Consider the following 17,439-nt stretch of genomic DNA (forward strand, 5'->3'; position numbering starts at 1 on the left):
GCCATGCGTCGCTTCATGCTGATCGTGGTCGCGGCTGCGACAGCGGCCGTCGTGATGACCCAGGCGGACGCCGCGCCCGCCGTGTCCACCGAACTGCCGGCCTTCCCGCGCGCCGGCCTCGTCGTGCAGGACGCGCCGCTGCGCGGGGCGCCGCGCGACACGGCCTCGCTGCAGGCGCAGATGGCGCGCGGCGAGGCGCTGGAGATCCGCGGCGAGCGCGGCGACCACTGGCAGGTGTGGGACTACCGCCGCGAGCGTGGCGGCTGGCTGCGCAAGGGCCAGGTCTTGCTGATGCCGCGCGCGGACGGCATCGGCGGCGCCACGGCCGAACTGTTGTCGCAGCTGCGCCTGGTGCGCCAGCAGTGGGGCACCGAGGGCCTGGGGCTGGGCCTGGCCGCCGCCTGGGTGCAGGCGGCGACGCCCGCCGAGATGGCCGGCCCCGGCGGCGCCGAGGCGCTGGACGCGATGGGCACGTTCGCCGAGCGCATCGCCGACCGCGCGTCGCTGCGCGATGCCAGGCCGGCCGAGGGCCAGCTCGCCGCGCAGATGGACGTGGCGGCGCGCTACGGGCTGAAGTTCGCGCAGATCGAGACCGGCGAGGAGGGCCGCGTGCAGGTCTGCTACGACGGCGAAGCCTTCCGCCGTGTGCTGGCCGTGGCGGCCACGCCGGAGCAGCGCGTGCGCGCCGCGCTGGCGCTGACGCGGCCCGACTGCCTGGACCCGCGCGCCCCGGTGCACGAGCAGGCCGCGCGCGACCAGTGGCGCCAGCAGGTGCTGGCCCAGGTCGACGTGGCCACGCTGCCGGTGCACTGGAAGAACCGGCTGCAGATGCGCCGCGCATCGGTGGCGGCCAGCCTCGCGTTCGCGCAGGCCCGCCGGGGCGCGGGTGGCGAAGGCGCCGCCGCGCTGGCCGAGTTCGCGGCCATCGCCCCCACCGAGCTGACCGAGGACGACCAGGCCGCGTACGCCGACGCCGCGATGCGCGTGAACGCCGCGCGCTGGCTGGGCACCAGCGCGGCGCCACGTGACTTCGGTGCCGTGCAACTGGCGCTGCTGCCGGGCGCCGAGGGCGAGCGCTGCGTCGAGCTCAAGGACGGCGGCAAGCTGGCCGCGCGCCGCTGCAGCTACGGGCAGGTCGCGCTGGCGTCCGCGTCGCTGAACCGCGAAGGCCGCGCGCTGGCGCTGGCCGTGCAGCCGCTGGACGGCTGGCGCGAGCTGTGGGTGTTCGTCAAGGACCGCGAGGGCTGGCGCGTCGAGGTCATGCCGCCCGCGCCGGCCCAGCCGGGCCTGGGCGTGGCCGAGTTCGCCGGCTGGGTGCCGGGCGGCGCGCAGATGCTGCTGGCGCGCGAGTTCCGCGCCGAGGGCCGGTACCGCCGCAGCTTCGAGGTCGTGGCGCTGCCGTCGCTGGCGACCGAGCGCCAGTCGGGCGAGCCCGCGCTGATGGGCGCGTTCCAGCGCTGGAGCGACCCGGCGTGGCGGTCCGGCTCGCCGGCGCGCCGCTAGGCCGCGAGCGCGAGCGCTGCGTCGATGCGCAGCGGCAGCTCCAGCCGCGCGACGCTGCCCTGGCCGGGCTGGCTGTCCAGCTGCAGGCTGCCGCCCAGCAGGCCCGAGGTCAGGCTGTGCGCGACGAACAGGCCCAGGCCGCTGCCGCCCTGGCCGAACGACGTCGTGAAGAAGGGCTCGAAGGCACGTGCCAAGTCGGCCGCAGGTATGCCGATGCCGTTGTCGCGCACCTCCAGCACCATGCGCGCGTCGCTGCCGCGGTGGGCCGTCACGCGGATGAGGCGTTCCGCGGTGTCGGGCATGCCGCGGAAGGCGTGCAGGCAGGCGTTTTCCAGCAGTTGCTCCAGCACCTGCTGCAGGATCTCCGCATAGCCGTCGAGCCGGAAACCTTCGGGCAGCTCGCAGGCCAGGTGCACGCGGCCCGCGTCCAGCCGGCTCTGCACGCGCGCCCAGGCCTGCAGCACCGCTTCGCGCAGGTCGAAGCGGGTGCGCACGGCACGGCCGCTGCCTTCGGTGAGCTGCTTGAAGCGGTTGATCAGGCGCAGCGCGCGGTCCACGTTCTGCTCCACCAGCTCGGCGCCCGCGAGCGTCTGCGCGACCCAGTCGGCCAGCTCCTGGCGCTTGAGCGGCGTGCCGCTGCCCAGGCGCGCGGCAAAGCTGCCGCTGCCGGCGCGCAAGGCGCTGGCGCTGAGCAGCGCGTTGCCCAGCGCGTGTTCATCTCGTGCGCGATGCCGGCGAGCAGCTGGCCCAGCGCGGCGAGCTTGCGGCTGTTGACGAGCTCGTCCTGCGCAGCCAGCAACTCGGCGGTGCGCTTGTGCACCTGCTCCTCCAGCCATTGCGCGGTGCGGCGCCGCTCCTCGTCGCGGCGCGCCTGGTCGATGGCGATGCCGGCCAGGTGGCTGGCGGCGTGCAGCGCGGCGAGTTCCGCGGCGCTGGGGCGGCGTACCTCGCGGTAGTACATCGCGAAGCTGCCGATGACGCCGTGGTTGGCCGCATGGATGGGCGCCGACCAGCACGCCTTGAGGCCGTGCGGCAGCGCCAGGTCCTTGTAGGGCACCCACAGCGGGTGGGTGGCGATGTCGTCGACGATGACGAGGCGGTCGTCGAACATGGCGGTGCCGCAGGAGCCGGCGGTGGGACCGATCTCGGCGCCGTCCAGCGCCTGCATGTACGCGGCCGGCATGCGCGGCCCGGCGCCCAGGCGCACATGGCGGCCGTCCAGGTCCAGCAGCAGCACGGTGCAGTACAGGCCCTCGAACTGCGACTCGATGAGGGCCGTCAACCGGTCCAGCACGGGCTGCAGCGGCTGGCCGGTGGCGACCATCTCCAGCAGCTCGTTCTTGGCCTGGTTCAGCACCTCGGCGAACTGCATGCGGCTCATGTCCACCATGCAGACGGCCACCTGCGGCTCGCCGTCGCGCTCGGTCAGCGTCAGGTGCAGCTCGTGCGCACGCGTCTCGCCGTCACGGGTCTGCAGCCGCCACGGCAGGCTCAGCGAGCCGCTGTGCTGCAACTGCGCGAACACGTCGGCCAGCGTGTCGCCGGACAGCCGGCCATCGGGCTGGCGCAGCGGGCACAACAGCGCCAGCGGCATGCCGCACAGCGCCTGCGGGTCGTAGCCCAGCACCTTGGCGCGGCCCGAGGCCGTGCCCACGATGGGCAGCTCGGGCGTGGCCTTCACCAGCAAGATCGCGACATGGGTCATGTCGTCCATCGTCAGGGCTCCGGGGCAGAACTGCTAAGTCCCCAACTGTGCCGCATCCGGGCGCCGGGCCCAACCGTCATTTCCGCGACGGGTCTGGGGCCAGAATGCCGGACATCGCCACGCACCGCAGACCCGACCATGCCCCAGATGCTGCTCATCGTCGAACCCATCGGCCAGCGCGCCGAACGCGGCCGCGTCGCCGGCGAAGCGGTCTACCAGCAGATGCTGGACTTCGCCGCGGCGATGAAGGACGCCGGCCTGCTGCTGGCCTGCAACTCGCTGGGCACCGCGGCCAGGCGCCTGACCCGGCGCGGCGGCAGCACGGAGGTCTGGGACGGCCCGTTCGCCGAGGCCAAGGAGATGGTGGGCGGCTTCTTCCTGCTCGACACCGAAGACCCGGCGGTTGCCATGGCGTGGGCCGAACGCTGCCCGGCCGCCGGTTGGTCCACCGTGGAGATCCGCGGCGTGGGCCCCTGTTACCTGTGAGCCCCTCGTCCGGCCTCGCCGCGCTGGACGCGGGCGGGTCCGACCGGGACCGCGCCGTGGCCAGGGCCGCAGCGCTTCGCCAGGCACGTCGCGCCCACCGGGCGCAACGTGTCCGGGCTCAGCCCCCGAGGGGACGGCGATGCTCGCGGGGCGTGCCCCTCGCACATCGCCGGACGGGCCGGCTTGGGAGCGGCCCGGCGCTCGGCCCCCTAACTTGATTTTTCAGTAGTTTCCCGGGGACTGTCGAATCCGGCCCGGCAGGATCGTCGTGGGCATGAAGGCGGCAAAGGACACCGCGCCGCCCCCCACCCAGGAGACCTGTCATGCGATTCATGATCCAAGTCCGCGCCACCGACGTCAGCGAGCGCGGCGAGCGGCCCGGCCCGGAGTACGCCCAGCTGTTCGAGGCCATGGGCGCCTTCCATGAGGAGATGGCGCGCGCCGGCGTGCTGCTGGACGGCGCCGGCCTGCGTCCCAGCCGCGATGGCTGGCGCCAGCGCTACGGCGCCGACGGCCGCCACCAGGTCGTCGATGGCCCCTTCGCCGAGACCAAGGAGCTGATCGCCGGCTACTCCCTCATCCAGGTGCGTTCCGTCGAGGAGGCCCGCGCCTGGGCCAGCCGCTTTCCGGCGCCCTTCGTGGGCATGGCCTGCGAGGTCGAGGTGCGACGCCTGTACGAGGACGCCGACTTCGCGCCCGGCGGCGACATGGATATCCGCACCGCATGAGGCCCCGAGTCATGAGCATCCTGTCCTATGTCCTCGCCGCGCTGGCCGTCGCCGTCCTGGCCGTGCTGGCCTATGCGTCCACGCGCCCCGACGAGTTCCGCGTCGAGCGCCGGCTGCGCATCGCGGCCACCCCCGACCAGCTCTGGCCTCTGGTGGGCGAGCTGCGCGGCTTCAACCGCTGGAACCCCTACGAGCGCAAGGATCCGCTGGTCAAGGGCCAGTACACGGGTGCCGCCGGCGGCATCGGTTCGCGCTATGCCTGGGAGGGCGACAAGATCGGCGCTGGCAGCCTGGAGATCACCGGCCAGCAGCCCGGCCGCGCCGTGCAGATGAAACTGGACTTCCTGAAGCCCTTCGAGGCGCACAACCAGGCCGAGTTCGCGCTGCAGCCGCTGGCCGACGGCGCGACCGAGGTGCGCTGGACGATGGCCGGCCCGGCCAACTTCGTCAGCAAATTGATGGGCGTGTTCATCAACATGGACCAGATGGTGGGCCGCGACTTCGAGGACGGCCTGCAGAACCTGCGCCAGATCGCGGAGGCCAAGGGATGAAGGATCTTCAGTTCAACATCGACATCGCCGCACCGGTGGCGCGCGTGTGGGACTGCATGTTCGACCCCCTCGCCTACCGCGACTGGACCCGCGCCTTCTGCGAGGGCTCCTACTTCGAAGGCGCCTGGGAGACCGGCCGCCGGCTGCGCTTGCTGGACCCGCAGGGCTTCGGCATGGAGGCCGTGGTGGACGAATGTCGTCCGCACGCGCTGATGTCGCTGCGACTGGTGGGCGAGATCCAGGACGGCCGCCCGCTGGCCGACAGCCGGCTGCACGCCGAACCGGCGCACGAGCGCTACGTCTTCAACGCCACGCCGGAGGGCGGCACCCACCTGGTCGTCCACCTGCAGGGCTGGGACGGCTTTCTCGAGTTCCTGCAGGACACCTGGCCCAAGGCACTGCAACGCCTGAAGGCCCTGTCCGAATCCACGCACTGAAAGGACCCGTCATGCACAAGCAGATCTACGTCAACCTGCCCGTCAAGGACCTGCCCGCCAGCAAGGCCTTCTTCGAGGCCGTCGGCTACCGCTTCAACCCGCAGTTCACCAACGACAAGGGCGCCAGCCTCGAACTGGGCGAGAACCTCTACGCCATGCTGCTGGCCGAGGACTTCGCCCGCACCTTCACCCCCAAGGCCTTCATCGACCACAAGACGTCCACCGGCGGCTGGGTGTGCCTGAGCTGCGACAGCCGCGAGGAGGTCGATGCCCTCGTCGCCAAGGCGAAGGCCGCCGGCGGCAACATCCCGGGCGAGGCGCAGGACCACGGCTTCATGTACGGCCACGGCTTTGAAGACCTCGACGGCCACCACTGGGAACTGGTCCACATGACAGGCATGCCCTCGCAGGCCTGACGCCACCATCAAGGAGACCGCCATGAAGATTCAACAAAAACTGACCCCGTTCATCTGGTACGAGAAGGGTGCCGAAGACGCCGTCGCGCACTACCTGAAGGTGTTCGGCGCCGGCGAGGTGCGGCACACGCAGCGCTGGGGCGAGAACTCGCCGGGCGCGGCCGGCTCGGTCATGGTGGTGCAGTTCGAGCTGCTGGGCCAGCAGATGACGGCCTTCAACGGCGGGCCGCACTTCAAGCTCACCGAGGCGTTCTCGCTGATGGTCGCCTGTGACGACCAGGCCGAGATCGACCACCTGTGGGAACAGCTGCAGGCACACGGTGGCAAGCCCAAGGCCTGCGGCTGGGTCGAGGACGCCTGGGGCCTGTCCTGGCAGATCATCCCGGCGGCGTGGTTCGACATGATCCGCGACCCCGACCCGGCCCGCGTGCAGCGCGTGTTCGAGGCGATCTGGGCGATGGAGAAGATCGACTTGGCCGCGCTGCAACGCGCCTACGCAGGGACCTGACCGGGTGACGCATGCCGACCTCGCCGCCGGCGTCTGGCGCATCGAGCGCAGCCGCCTCGTCGGCGCGGCGGCCAAGCTGCTGCGCGACCTGGACGAGGCCGAGGACTGCGCGCAGGACGCGCTCATCGCGGCGCTGGAGGTGTGGCCGCGCGATGGCGCGCCCGACAACCCGGCCGCCTGGCTGATGACCACCACCCGCCACAAGGCCCTCGACCGCCTGCGCCGCCGCGCGATGCTGCAGCGAGAGCACGAGGCGCTGGCGGCCGACGACGTGGCCGCGCAGGTGCACGTGGTGCCCGACTTCGTCGACCAGCTCGACGCCGCGCGCGACCAGGCCGAGATCGGCGACGAGCTGCTGCGCCTCATCTTCATCGCCTGCCACCCGGTGCTGTCACGCGAGGCCCAGGTCGCGCTGACGCTGCGCCTGCTGGGCGGCCTGGAGACGGCCGAGATCGCCCGCGCCTTCCTCGTGCCCGAGGCCACCGTGGCGCAGCGCATCGTGCGCGCGAAGAAGGCGCTGCATGGCCAGGCCTTCGAGCTGCCCGGGGCCGACGAGCGCGGCGAGCGCCTGGGCGGGGTGCTGGCCGTCGTCTACCTGATCTTCAACGAGGGCCACAGCGCCGGCAGCGGCGCCAGCCTGCTGCGCCCCGCGCTGTGCGATGAAGCGCTGCGCCTGGCGCGGCAGCTGCAGCACCTGCTGCCGGGCGATGCGGACGTGCACGGCCTGGCCGCGCTGCTGGAGATCCAGGCCTCGCGCCTGCCCGCCCGGCTGGACGCGCAAGGTCGCCCCGTGCTGCTGCCCGACCAGGATCGCCGCCGCTGGGACCGTCTGCTGATCCAGCGCGGCCTGGCCGCGCTGGCCCGCGCGCAGCAGCTCGATGCGGGCAGCCCGTACACGCTGCAGGCCACCATCGCCGCCTGCCATGCCCGCGCGGCGCGCGCGCAGGACACCGACTGGCGCGCCATCGTTGCCGGCTACGACCGACTGTTGGCGCTCAACGCCTCGCCCGTCATCGCGCTGAACCGCGCGGTCGCCGTCAGCTTCGCGGACGGCCCGGCCGCGGCGCTGCCGTTGCTGGACGCGCTGGCCGCCGAGCCGCAGCTTGAGCGCTACCCCTTCCTGGCCGGCGCGCAGGCGGACGTGCTGGAGCGCCTGGGCCGCCCCGCCGAGGCGCGCGAGGCCTACCTGCGCGCGGCGGCGCTGACAGACAACGATGTACAGCGCCAGTTGCTGCAGGAGCGCGCGGCGCGGCTGGCGAACTGAGGTCCGGCGGGGCCGGTTGCTTCCGTAAGTAAAGCGCTGCGACCGCCGCCGGCAGTCGCTACGCTCCGAGGCATGACCACCGACTCTCTGGAATACGCGGGCTTCTGGGTGCGCGTCGGCGCCTCGCTCATCGACACGGTGCTGGTGCTGTGCGTCACCCTGCCCGCGCTGATCGCCGTCTACGGCTGGGCCTACTTCAGCATGCCGCAGACCGGCACGGTGGTGGGCACCGCCGACTTCCTCATTTCATGGGTGGCGCCCGCCGTCGCGGTGGTGGCGTTCTGGCTCTACAAGCAGGCCACGCCCGGCAAGATGGCCCTGCACCTGCGCATCGTGGACGCCCGGACCGGGCACGCGATCACCGCCGGGCAGTCCATCGGCCGCTACCTGGGCTACTTCGTGTCCACGATCCCGCTGGGGCTGGGCCTGATCTGGGTGGCCTTCGACCCGAAGAAGCAGGGCTGGCACGACAAGCTGGCCGGCACCGTGGTCGTCCGGTCCAAGGCGCGCGGCCCGCAGCCCGTCACGTTCGAGCAGCCCTGACGGGCGGCGCCCCCGCAGCGGGGCGCATGGGAAGATGCGCGCCCCGCCCGGGTTGCCGCCGCCGATGACCGACTCCCGCTCCGACCCTGATGCGTCACCGGCGCCGCCCGCGCCCTGGCCTGGCCACACCGCCGACTCCCGCGAGTTCCGCCAGGTGCTGGTGGCGCTGACCGCGGCCGGTGTCGCCACCTTCGCCCAGCTGTACGCGCCGCAAGGCGTGCTGCCGCGCATCGCCGAAGGGCTGCAGGTGCGGCCCGACCAGGCCGCGCTGCTGATCTCGGTGGCCACCATCGGCCTGGCCGCGGGCGTGCTGCCGTGGTCGTGGCTGTCGGACCGCTTCGGCCGCGTCTGGGCGATGAAGGTCTCGCTCATCCTCGCCACGCTGCTGGGCCTGGCCAGCACGGCCTGCACCGGCCTGGAGCCCATCCTGCTGCTGCGGGCGCTGGAGGGCTTCGCACTCGGCGGCCTGCCCGCGGCCGCCATCACCTACCTGAACGAGGAGGTGCACCCCGCCAGCGCGCCGATGGCGGCAGCCATCTACGTGTCGGGCACGACGCTGGGCGGGCTGCTGGGGCGGGTGGTCGCCGTGCCGGTGGCCGATGCGCTGGGCTGGCGCGGCGCGCTGCTGTGCGTGACGCTGATCGCGGCGGTCGGCACGGCCGTGTTCCTGTGCAGCGTGCCGGCCGCGCGCGGTTTTCGCTCGGGCGCGGCCCACCGGCTGCCGGTGCTGCGTGCCGTCGCCGCGAGCCTGCGCCGGCCCGACCTGCTGGTGCTGTTCCTGCAGGGCTTTTTGCTGATGGGCGGGCTGGTCAGCATCTACAACTACATGACCTTCCACCTGGAAGGCCCGCCCTTCCTGCTGGCGCCCGCCACCGTCGCGCTGCTGCTGTTCTCGTACCTGGCCGGCACCGGCTCGGCGAGCCTGGCGGGCTGGCTGGCGCGGCGGCGCGGGCGGCTGGCGGTGCTGTGCGGCGCCATCGCCACGCAGATGCTCGGCGGCGCGCTGATGCTGGGCACCGCCACGGCCGTGTTCGTCGTCGGGCTGGTGCTGTTCACGGCCGGCTTCTTCGCCGCGCACGCCATCGCCGCGGGCTGGGTGGGCCACCGCGCCACCGTGGGCCGCTCGCAGGCGGCGTCGCTGTACAACCTGTTCTATTACGCCGGCTCCAGCTTCTTCGGCTGGTTCTGCGGCCTCATCTACGTGTTCGCCGGCTGGCCCGCGACGGTGGGCATGGTGCTGGGACTGGCGGCGCTGTCCGGCGGGCTGGCGGTGTGGCAGCTCAGGGGCGAGCGTCAACCCTGAACACCGGGTACAGGTTCAACCGCTCGTCCCAGCTCGGCGTGCGGCGGTAGAAGAAGTCCAGCCGCTGCTTCGCGCTGGCCGCGAACGCGGCATCGTCCTTCAGGCGGGCCTGGAACTCGGCGGCCAGCGCGGGGCTGGCGGCGAGCTGCTCGCGGGCGACCTGTTCGGCGACGTAGGCCTCCATGTATTCCTTGGGCTCGAAGGCGTTCGCGAAGCGGCCCCAGGCGGCCAGCGAATCCGGCGCGTCGGGCTCCAGCAGGTGCATGGCCAGCGCCGACAACGGCTGCGCGATGGGCACGAACAGGCTGCCGGCCGGCAGTTCGCGCGCGTCGGCCGCCCACTGGCCGTTGAGTGTCATGCGCTGGCGGCCTTCGGTCGTGGTGGCGTCGCGCTTCACGTCTGTGGCGCGAAAGCTCTGTACCGGCAGCGCTGCGCGCGCCTGCGCCAGCCGCTCGAAACGCACGCCATGCTGCGCCAGCTTGTCGCCCACCCAGGCCGCGTGCTCGGCCGGCACGACGTAGCCGGCACCGGGCGCGGCGCGGACGAGATCGGGCACGAGGTGGTCGCGCAGCGGCACGCGCCAGACCTGCGGCGTGCGCTCGTCGTAGCGCGTCATCAGCGCGCCGGAGATCTCGCTCGTCGTGCGCGTGTAGGCGTAGCCGTGGAACTCGATCTCGCGGGCCTCGTCGGTGGCCTTCCAGGTCAGCGCCAGCTCGGCGGGTGTGCGGGCGTCGGCGGCCTGCGCGGTGCGCAGCCAGTCGCGGCCGTGCGCGGCGACCTGCGCCAGCACCGCGTCCACGGTCTGGCGCATCAGCCGCACGCGGGTGGGGTAGTCGCGCCAGGAGTGCGTCTCCACCAGCATGCCCAGCCGGTTGCGCAGCACGAAGTAGCCGGTGGAAAAGCGCGGCGTCGACACGCTGTCGCGGAAGCCGCTGGCCGGGTCGTCTTCCTTCACGAACGACGGGTAGAACGGCAGCGGCTGCGCGCCCTGTTCGGCCAGCGTGGCGATGACGGCGTCGCGCCAGGCGCGGCCGGCAGCGCGCAGCGGCACGTCGCCGGACTGCACCGGCTCGACCATGATGGCGATGTCGTGCTGGAACTGCGCGCCGTCGGTGGTGTGCAGGTCCACGGCCACCAGCGGGTCCCAGGCGCGCACCAGGCCCAGCATGGCCTGCATCTCGGGCGCGTCGGCCTTGGCGTAGTCGCGGTTCAGGTTGAGGTTCTGCGCCGTCACGCGCCAGCCCATCTGCTCGGGGCCGCGCTGGTTGGGGCGGTTCCAGGCGCCGAAGCGCTCGTGGCCGTCGACGTTGAAGACCGGCACGAAGACCAGCACCTGGTGTCGCAGCGCGCCGGGCCTGGCGAGCTGCTCGCGCAGCGCCAGGAAGCCGCCGTCCTTGCCCTCGATCTCGCCGGCATGGATGCCGCCCTGGACCAGCGTGACGGGCAGGCCGCGCCGGCGCGCGGCATCGGGCGTCAGCGCGCCGGACTGGCTGGCGACGACGGCCCACATCGGCCGGCCCTGCGGCGTGCGGCCGAACACGGTGCAGCGCACGTCGCGCGGGTGGGCGCGGGCGAAGGCGTGGCACAGCTCGCCTACCTCGGCATAGCGCCCGGTCTGCAGGAAGCCGCTGCGTTCGGCGTGGGTGGTGAGTGGGGCGGCTGGGGCGGCTGGGGCGGCTGGAGCGGCTGGGGTGGGGCCGCTGGCGGCGAGCGCCAGCAGCAGGGTCAGGCAGTGGCGCATCAGTGGTCGGGCGTGCTCTCGCGCAGCATGCGCTGCATCAGCGTGAAGAAGCGGTCGTAGAACGGCCCGGCGGCAATGGTCTCGGAGGCGACCTTGACCATGGAGTCCTGCGACGACGACAGCGGCACCGAGATGGAGCCGATGGCGCTCACGCCCAGGCTCGCCGCGTTGGGGCTCTTCTTGAGCGCATAGCGGTCCTGCTGGGCGCTGACGTAGGCGGTGGCCACCTGCTGCTTGGGGCCGTCGCCCACGCAGACCACGTTGAACGCGATCTCGACGTGGACTTCGCCATCGGGCTGGAAGCGCTTGGCGCCCTGCACGACGCCGCTGCCGGTCTTGCTGATGACGTAGCCCTGGCTCAGCAGCGCACGGCGGGCGGCCTCGCAGGTGTCGTCGACACTGGCATCGAAGAGGCGCGAGAAGGTTTCGTCGGCATTGAAGCGTTCGCCGAGGTAGACCGACTTGATCGGCTTGTCCGGCAGAACGCCGCAGCCGGCCAGCAACACGCCGAGCGCGGCGGTCATGGCAAGGGAGCGTAGGCGATGCATGGCGGGATTATTCCGCGTGAGATGGATGACCTTGTTGCTGTAGCGTGTCCGGCCTGGCGGGACACGACGGCCTGCGTTGACGGACCTCAGGGCCGGTGCACCCGGTCCCGCGCGACCGTCAGCCAGCCCACCAGCGTCTCGGCGTCCACGGGCTTGGAGGCGTGGTCGTCGAAGCCCGCGGACAGCGCCATGTCGCGATCCTGCAGCGACGACAGGCCCGACAGCGCGATGGCGTAGCTGCGCGGCCGGCCGTCGCGCATCTCCCGGGCGCGCACCATGCGCATCAGCTCGAAGCCGTCCTGGCCCGGCATCGCCAGGTCGCTGACGATGGCGTCGAAGTCGCGGAGTTCCAGCGCCGCCATGGCTGCGCTCACGGAGGCGGCCGTGTCCACCCGCGCGCCGACCAGCCGCAGCAGCTCGCCCAGCGCCTCGCGCGACTCGGCGTCGTCGTCGACCAGCAGCACCGCGAGGCGCAGGTCGCCGGCCACCACCTCGGGTGCGACGGGTGGCTTGAGCACGCCGGCCGGTGCCTCCAGCGCCGGGAAACGCATGATCACGCGCAGGCCCTTGCCCAGCCCGTCGCTGAGGGCCACAACGGTGCCGCCGTGGGCCTGCATCAGCGACTTGACGATGGACAGCCCCAGGCCCAGCCCGCCGTGCTCGCGCGTGCGGGCCATGTTGGCCTGCGTGAAGCGCTCGAACATGCGCGACAGCAGGTCTTCCGACACGCCGATGCCGGAGTCGGAGACCGACAGCTCCAGCAGCCCGCCGAAGCGGGTCAGCGCGACCTCGATGCGGCCGCCGGCCGGCGTGAACTTCAGCGAGTTGCTGACGATGTTGCTGACGATCTGCTGCAGGCGCCGGTTGTCGCCGCTGACCATGTGGCCCATGCGCAGGCCGCTGCTGGTCAGGCTGATGTCGCGCCCGCGCGCGGCGGGCTGCATGCTCTCGATGACCGCGGCCACGCAGTCGCCCAGGTCGACGGGATGCTTGTCGATGGCGAAGCGGCCGGCGGTGATGCGCGACGCGTCGAGCAGGTCGTCGATGAGTTGCGCCTGCGCGCGGCACTGGCGCAGGATGGTCGAGATGGCCCGTCGTTCCGTGCTCCGCTCGGCATCGTCGCTGCCTTGCGGCCGGTTCGGCAGCGTGCGGTCCAGCACGGAGGCCCAGCCGGAGATGACGTTCAGCGGCGCACGCAGCTCGTGCGACACCAGCGCCAGGAAATCATCCTTGGCCGTGTTGGCCTGCTCGGCTTCGCCGCGCGCCGCCTCGGCGTGCGACACCGCCAGCTTCAGGTTGTCGATGTCCTCGAACACGATGACGGCGCCGTCGATGCGGTCGTCCGAGGTGCGGTAGGCGCGCACGTTCACCAGCCACCAGTGGCCGCTGGCGTCGCGGTACTCGGCCTTGGTGGCGGCCAGGCCCTTCACGGCCACATCCACCATCTTCTCGATGTCGGCGATGGCGAAGCGGTCGTTCAGCGTCGGCAGGGTGATGCCCACGCTGTCGGGCTGCAGCCCGAACAGCTCGGCCGCCTGCGGCGTGAAATGGCGCAGGCGCAGGTGCCGGTCCAGCAGCACGACGGCCAGCGGGATGCCGCCCACGAGGTTGCTCAGGTCGTCGTTGGCCACGGCCAGCTGGTCATTGCGGACCTTCATCTCCTCGTTCAGCGAGTTCAGCTCCTGGTTGGTCGACTCGAGCTCCTGCTTGGCGCTCTGCAGCTCCTCGTTCGCGCTCTGCATCTCCTCGTTGGCGCTGAGCATCTCTTCGTTGGACGTGCGCAGCTCCTCGTTGGCCGACTCGAACTCCAGCACCATGGTGCGCAGCTGCGCATGGGCCGAATCCAGCTCGGCCGACAGCGTCACCACCGTGCGCTCCAGGTCGCTCTCGCGGCTGCCGCGGCTGGCGTCGCCGTCCGCGCGGCTGCCTTCCACGTGGGGCGCTTCGTCACGCTGCATCTGCAGCGTGACCAGGAAATGCCGGCACTCGGCGCCCACCATGAACGGCAGCGCCTCCAGCGCGTAGACGGCGCCGTCCACCGGCACGCGGTCGCGCCGCACGGCGGCCTCGGACCGCTTGGCCTCCAGCAGCGCCGTGCGCACCGGCACGTTGAGCTCCGGCCGCAGCAGCCGCGACAGCGACAGCGTGGCCTCGCCGGTGGCCGGCGCGATGAAGTCGGCGACGTCGCCGCGGAACTGCACGACGTCGCCGGCTTCGTTGACGACAAAGCCCGGCGGCACGTAGCGCTCCATCGCGCAGCGGCTCACGGCCAGCTCGACCTGGTCGGTCTGGATCTTGGTGCGCGGCCCCGCCTCGTCGCGCGGCGCGGCCCAGGGCAGCATCGCCTCGGCCGGCCAGCTGCGCCGCGGCCGCTGGCCGTCGGCCAGCTTGCGATACAGGTGCGGGTGGCCGGCATGCTCGAAGCCCTGCGCCGAGGACGCGGCTTCCGCGCGGCCCAGCAGCACGTAGCCGTCCGGCCGCACGGCGTAGTGCAGCACGCCCATCACATGCTCCTGCGCCTCCTTGCGCAGGTAGATCAGCATGTTGCGGCAGCTGATGAGGTCCATGCCCAGGAAAGGTGCGTGCGTCATCAGGTTGTGCCGCGCGAACACGCACATCGCCCGGATGTCCTTGCGGATGGCGAAGCCGCCGGCGTTCTGCACGAACGCCTTGGCCACGTAGGCCTCGGGCACGTTCTCGACCGACGCGGCCGAATACTGCCCCGCCCGCGCCGTCTCGATGGAAGCCTCGTTGATGTCGGTGCCGAAGATCTGGACCTTGCTGTCCAGCCCGTTGGCATCCAGCGCCTCGCGCAGCAGCATGGCGATGGTGTAGGCCTCCTCGCCCGTGGAGCAGGCCGGCACCCAGACGCGGATGGGGTCGCGCCGCAGCTCGATCAGCTTGGGGATGACGCTCAGGCGCAGCACGTTGACGAACTCGGCGTCGCGGAAGAACGCGGTGACGCCGATGAGGATGTCGTCACGCAGCGCCGCCGCCTCCAGAGGGGCGGTGCGCAGATGCTGCAGGTAGCCGGCCACGTCGCGGTCCTTCTGCAGCAGCACCCGCCTCAGGAAGCGGCGGCGGAGGTTGACGTCCTTGACGTAACCCAGGTTGGTGCCGGTGCGCTCCTGAACGAGCGCCAGTGCCGTGGCCAGTGCATCGCTGTAGGAGTCCTCTGCATTCGAAGGGGTGGCATTGCCGAAACGCGCCACGAGCTGGGCAGCGATGTCCTCGACGGGCAGGACGGCATCGACCAGGCCCGTGTTGATCGCGGCAATCGGCATGCCATCGTGATTTGCCGATGACGGCGCCTGCGCCAGCACCAGCCCGCCACTGGCCTTCAGGTCGACGATGCCGGCCGCGCCGTCGCTGCCCGTGCCCGACAGGATGACCGCCGCGGCGGCCACGTCCGGGTCCTGCGCGACGGATGCCAGGTAGATGTCGATGGGCAGGTGCAGCCCCGGGGCCCGCTTGGTGACGCGAAAGTGGCCGTCCAGCGCCGTGGCGGTGCAGTCCTCGGACAGCACGTAGACCGTGTCGTGCTCGATCTTGCGCATGCGCGCCAGCCGCTCGACCGGCATCCTGGTGTGCCGCTTGAGGATGCCGTCGAGCTGGGTCTGCCGGGTCGGGTCCAGGTGGCTGATCACCAGCACCGCGAAACCCGGCTGCTCGGGCAGCCCGGCCAGCACGCTGGCAAAGGCGTCGATGCTGCCCGCCGATCCACCCAGGACGGCCACTTTTGCTGGAAGCTGTTCTTGCTGCATGCGCACGGCAACCCGAAATAGGGTGATGGAGTCTAGTGGACGGGCGCGTCAGGGCGGCCGCTGCGCCGGCAGGCAAACTCCGCAGTGACACCCAGCCGAGGAAGCTTCATGGACCACCCCAGCGTCACCCTGATCCAGCGTCAGGGCTACCAGTTCGAACACCACTATGCGCCGGAATTGCCGGTGCTGCTTGCCGACGAGCCGCCGCCGCTGGGCACGGGCCTGGGGCCAGACCCGGTCGAGCTGCTGGCCTCGGCGGTGGGCAACTGCCTGAGCGCATCGCTGCTGTTCGCCTGCCAGAAATACAAGGACGACCCGGCGCCGCTGCGCACCGAGGTGAAAGCCACCGTCGGCCGCAACGAGCGCAACCGCAACCGTGTGCAAGGCCTGGCGGTCGACCTGCACCTGGGCAAGCCTGCCGCCGAGCTGGCGCACCTGCAGCGCGTGCTGGACACCTTCGAGGATTTCTGCACCGTCACGCAAAGCGTCGCGCCGGCCATTCCCGTCACGCTGCGTGTGCTGGACAGCACGGGCGCGGTGCTGAAGGGCTGAGCCCGGACAGCGCTGACGACAAAGGCCCGCACGCGGCGGGCCTTCGGGCGCGGTCAGACGCGGCGCGTCACGGATACAGGCCGCGCTCCTCGCGCGCCTGCAGCACCCGCGTGCAGGCCACCGTGAAGGCGGCGGTGCGCAGCGTGATCTTGTGCAGCTCGCTGGTTTCCCAGATGTGCTTAAAGGCGCCGATCATGATCTTGTCCAGGCGCACGTTGATCTCGTCCTCGGTCCAGAAGAACGACGAGAAGTCCTGCACCCACTCGAAGTAGGACACCGTCACACCGCCGGCGTTGGCGATCACGTCGGGCACGACGACGATGCCGCGGTCGGCCAGCACGGCTTCGCCGTCCGGCGTGGTCGGGCCGTTGGCACCTTCGAGCACGAGGCGGGTCTTGATGCGCTGGGCGCGTTCGGCGGTGATCTGGCCTTCCAGCGCCGCCGGGATCAGCACGTCGCTGGGCACGTCCCAGAAGTTCTCGTCGTCGATCTTGTCGGCGCCCGTGAAGCCGGCCACGCCCTTGTAGGTGGCCACGTGGTCGAGCAGGCTCGCCATGTCGAAGCCGTTCTCGTTCAGGATGGTGCCCGTGTGGTCCTGCACGCAGACGATCTTGGCGCCGTTGGCGGCGAACAGCTTGGCGGCGATGGAGCCGACGTTGCCGAAGCCCTGCACCGCGACGCGCGCGCCTTCCAGCGGCTGGCCCAGGCGGCGCATCGCCTCGCGGCCCACGACGAACACGCCGCGGCCGGTGGCGGCCACGCGGCCGAGCGAGCCGCCCAGCTCGATGGGCTTGCCCGTGACGACGCCGGTCGCCGTGGCGCCGGTGTTCATCGAGTAGGTGTCCATCATCCAGGCCATGATCTTGCCGTTGGTGTTCACGTCCGGCGCCGGGATGTCCTGCTGCGGGCCGATGATGATGCCGATCTCGCTGGTGTAGCGGCGGGTCATCTTCTCCAGCTCCTTCAGGCTGAGCAGCTTGGGGTCGACACGGATGCCACCCTTGGCGCCGCCGTAGGGCAGGTTCACCGCGGCGTTCTTGATCGTCATCCAGGCCGACAGGGCCATCACCTCTTCCAGCGTCACGTCCGGGTGGTAGCGCACGCCGCCCTTGCCCGGGCCGCGCGTCAGGCTGTGCTGCACGCGGTAGCCCTCGAAGTGGGCGATGGTGCCGTTGTCCAGCTCGATGGGGATGTCCACGATCAACGCGCGCTTGGGGCGGCGCAGGGTTTCGACCCAGCGGGCCAGGTGGCCGAGGTAGGGCTCGACGGCGTCGATCTGCGACAGGTAGGTGCCCCAGGGGCTGTTGCGCGTGGGCGAAACGAAGGACAGGTTGGGCATGAAATGCTCCGTAACTTTTCGTGGGGCGAACGGTAGCGCGAAGCCGGACCG

Annotated in this window: 17 protein-coding genes; 11 read left to right on the forward strand and 6 right to left on the reverse strand. The window is 71.6% G+C overall.

From position 1 onward, the window contains the following. Positions 1-3 precede the first annotated feature (3 nt). Positions 4-1,503 carry a hypothetical protein gene (locus ACO07H_RS03415; RefSeq protein ID WP_422011127.1) on the forward strand — a complete coding sequence of 500 codons (1,500 nt, stop codon included), beginning with the start codon at positions 4-6 and terminating at the stop codon, positions 1,501-1,503. On the opposite strand, the gene ACO07H_RS03420 is transcribed toward ACO07H_RS03415, so the two are convergent. Both ACO07H_RS03420 and ACO07H_RS03425 read right to left on the reverse strand, forming a co-directional pair. Continuing rightward, a complete protein-coding gene (locus ACO07H_RS03420) occupies positions 1,500-2,072 on the reverse strand; it encodes a sensor histidine kinase (protein WP_422011655.1) in 573 nt (190 codons plus the stop codon). The two genes, ACO07H_RS03415 and ACO07H_RS03420, sit on opposite strands and share 4 nt — an antisense overlap. Continuing rightward, positions 2,039-3,217: a GAF domain-containing protein gene (locus ACO07H_RS03425; RefSeq protein WP_422011129.1), complete on the reverse strand. Its 1,179-nt coding sequence runs from the start codon at positions 3,215-3,217 to the stop codon at positions 2,039-2,041. The genes ACO07H_RS03420 and ACO07H_RS03425 overlap by 34 nt, the downstream gene beginning before the upstream one ends. Before the next feature lie 129 nt (positions 3,218-3,346). Here ACO07H_RS03425 and ACO07H_RS03430 point away from each other — a divergent pair, with 129 nt between their 5' ends. From ACO07H_RS03430 to ACO07H_RS03470, 9 genes are all read left to right on the forward strand, one after another. Then, entirely contained in the window at positions 3,347-3,694 is a 348-nt protein-coding gene (locus ACO07H_RS03430; protein ID WP_422011131.1) for a YciI family protein, read from the forward strand. Between the two features lie 323 nt (positions 3,695-4,017). Beyond that, complete coding sequence (locus tag ACO07H_RS03435) at positions 4,018-4,422, forward strand: YciI family protein (protein ID WP_422011133.1); 405 nt, start codon at positions 4,018-4,020, stop codon at positions 4,420-4,422. Positions 4,423-4,433: 11 nt separating this feature from the next. Beyond that, positions 4,434-4,973, forward strand: coding sequence for an SRPBCC family protein (locus tag ACO07H_RS03440; protein WP_422011135.1), 540 nt, complete (start codon positions 4,434-4,436; stop codon positions 4,971-4,973). Continuing rightward, positions 4,970-5,410: an SRPBCC domain-containing protein gene (locus ACO07H_RS03445; protein WP_422011137.1), complete on the forward strand. Its 441-nt coding sequence runs from the start codon at positions 4,970-4,972 to the stop codon at positions 5,408-5,410. The genes ACO07H_RS03440 and ACO07H_RS03445 overlap by 4 nt, the downstream gene beginning before the upstream one ends. 11 nt (positions 5,411-5,421) lie before the next feature. After that, the gene (locus tag ACO07H_RS03450; protein WP_422011139.1) at positions 5,422-5,826 is read left to right on the forward strand and encodes a VOC family protein; all 405 of its coding nucleotides are present in this window, start codon (positions 5,422-5,424) and stop codon (positions 5,824-5,826) included. Positions 5,827-5,848: 22 nt separating this feature from the next. After that, entirely contained in the window at positions 5,849-6,334 is a 486-nt protein-coding gene (locus tag ACO07H_RS03455; protein ID WP_422011141.1) for a VOC family protein, read from the forward strand. A gap of 4 nt (positions 6,335-6,338) precedes the next feature. Continuing rightward, positions 6,339-7,598 (forward strand): RNA polymerase sigma factor, encoded by a 1,260-nt coding sequence (locus tag ACO07H_RS03460; protein ID WP_422011143.1) that lies wholly within the window; start codon positions 6,339-6,341, stop codon positions 7,596-7,598. A 72-nt stretch (positions 7,599-7,670) separates the two neighbouring features. After that, entirely contained in the window at positions 7,671-8,141 is a 471-nt protein-coding gene (locus ACO07H_RS03465; RefSeq protein WP_422011145.1) for an RDD family protein, read from the forward strand. 64 nt (positions 8,142-8,205) lie between these two features. Then, a complete protein-coding gene (locus ACO07H_RS03470; protein WP_422011147.1) occupies positions 8,206-9,444 on the forward strand; it encodes an MFS transporter in 1,239 nt (412 codons plus the stop codon). On the opposite strand, the gene ACO07H_RS03475 is transcribed toward ACO07H_RS03470, so the two are convergent. The 3 genes from ACO07H_RS03475 to ACO07H_RS03485 form a co-directional block, all read right to left on the reverse strand. Continuing rightward, positions 9,422-11,185, reverse strand: coding sequence for a M14 family metallopeptidase (locus tag ACO07H_RS03475; protein ID WP_422011149.1), 1,764 nt, complete (start codon positions 11,183-11,185; stop codon positions 9,422-9,424). The genes ACO07H_RS03470 and ACO07H_RS03475 overlap by 23 nt on opposite strands. Continuing rightward, the gene (locus tag ACO07H_RS03480; RefSeq protein ID WP_422011151.1) at positions 11,185-11,709 is read right to left on the reverse strand and encodes a DUF2242 domain-containing protein; all 525 of its coding nucleotides are present in this window, start codon (positions 11,707-11,709) and stop codon (positions 11,185-11,187) included. Before ACO07H_RS03480 ends, ACO07H_RS03475 begins: the two co-directional genes overlap by 1 nt. A gap of 110 nt (positions 11,710-11,819) precedes the next feature. Then, on the reverse strand, positions 11,820-15,470 hold the full coding sequence (locus ACO07H_RS03485) for a CheR family methyltransferase (protein ID WP_422011153.1): 3,651 nt from the start codon (positions 15,468-15,470) through the stop codon (positions 11,820-11,822). Positions 15,471-15,605: 135 nt separating this feature from the next. Here ACO07H_RS03485 and ACO07H_RS03490 point away from each other — a divergent pair, with 135 nt between their 5' ends. Beyond that, positions 15,606-16,049 (forward strand): OsmC family protein, encoded by a 444-nt coding sequence (locus tag ACO07H_RS03490; protein WP_422011155.1) that lies wholly within the window; start codon positions 15,606-15,608, stop codon positions 16,047-16,049. 67 nt (positions 16,050-16,116) lie between these two features. On the opposite strand, the gene ACO07H_RS03495 is transcribed toward ACO07H_RS03490, so the two are convergent. Next, positions 16,117-17,388, reverse strand: coding sequence for a Glu/Leu/Phe/Val family dehydrogenase (locus tag ACO07H_RS03495; protein WP_422011157.1), 1,272 nt, complete (start codon positions 17,386-17,388; stop codon positions 16,117-16,119). Between the last annotated feature and the right edge of the window lie 51 nt (positions 17,389-17,439).

It is taken from the genome of Roseateles sp., assembly GCF_965229315.1.
In the GTDB taxonomy this organism is placed as follows: Bacteria; Pseudomonadota; Gammaproteobacteria; order Burkholderiales; family Burkholderiaceae_C; genus Pelomonas.

What these genes read in the sequence shown, in the direction of transcription:
- ACO07H_RS03415 (WP_422011127.1), top strand. Translation starts at nt 4, where the DNA reads ATGCGTCGCTTCATGCTGATCGTGGTCGCGGCTGCGACAGCGGCCGTC.
- ACO07H_RS03425 (WP_422011129.1), bottom strand. Translation starts at nt 3,217, where the DNA reads ATGGACGACATGACCCATGTCGCGATCTTGCTGGTGAAGGCCACGCCC.
- ACO07H_RS03430 (WP_422011131.1), top strand. Translation starts at nt 3,347, where the DNA reads ATGCCCCAGATGCTGCTCATCGTCGAACCCATCGGCCAGCGCGCCGAA.
- ACO07H_RS03435 (WP_422011133.1), top strand. Translation starts at nt 4,018, where the DNA reads ATGCGATTCATGATCCAAGTCCGCGCCACCGACGTCAGCGAGCGCGGC.
- ACO07H_RS03440 (WP_422011135.1), top strand. Translation starts at nt 4,434, where the DNA reads ATGAGCATCCTGTCCTATGTCCTCGCCGCGCTGGCCGTCGCCGTCCTG.
- ACO07H_RS03445 (WP_422011137.1), top strand. Translation starts at nt 4,970, where the DNA reads ATGAAGGATCTTCAGTTCAACATCGACATCGCCGCACCGGTGGCGCGC.
- ACO07H_RS03450 (WP_422011139.1), top strand. Translation starts at nt 5,422, where the DNA reads ATGCACAAGCAGATCTACGTCAACCTGCCCGTCAAGGACCTGCCCGCC.
- ACO07H_RS03455 (WP_422011141.1), top strand. Translation starts at nt 5,849, where the DNA reads ATGAAGATTCAACAAAAACTGACCCCGTTCATCTGGTACGAGAAGGGT.
- ACO07H_RS03465 (WP_422011145.1), top strand. Translation starts at nt 7,671, where the DNA reads ATGACCACCGACTCTCTGGAATACGCGGGCTTCTGGGTGCGCGTCGGC.
- ACO07H_RS03470 (WP_422011147.1), top strand. Translation starts at nt 8,206, where the DNA reads ATGACCGACTCCCGCTCCGACCCTGATGCGTCACCGGCGCCGCCCGCG.
- ACO07H_RS03475 (WP_422011149.1), bottom strand. Translation starts at nt 11,185, where the DNA reads ATGCGCCACTGCCTGACCCTGCTGCTGGCGCTCGCCGCCAGCGGCCCC.
- ACO07H_RS03480 (WP_422011151.1), bottom strand. Translation starts at nt 11,709, where the DNA reads ATGACCGCCGCGCTCGGCGTGTTGCTGGCCGGCTGCGGCGTTCTGCCG.
- ACO07H_RS03490 (WP_422011155.1), top strand. Translation starts at nt 15,606, where the DNA reads ATGGACCACCCCAGCGTCACCCTGATCCAGCGTCAGGGCTACCAGTTC.
- ACO07H_RS03495 (WP_422011157.1), bottom strand. Translation starts at nt 17,388, where the DNA reads ATGCCCAACCTGTCCTTCGTTTCGCCCACGCGCAACAGCCCCTGGGGC.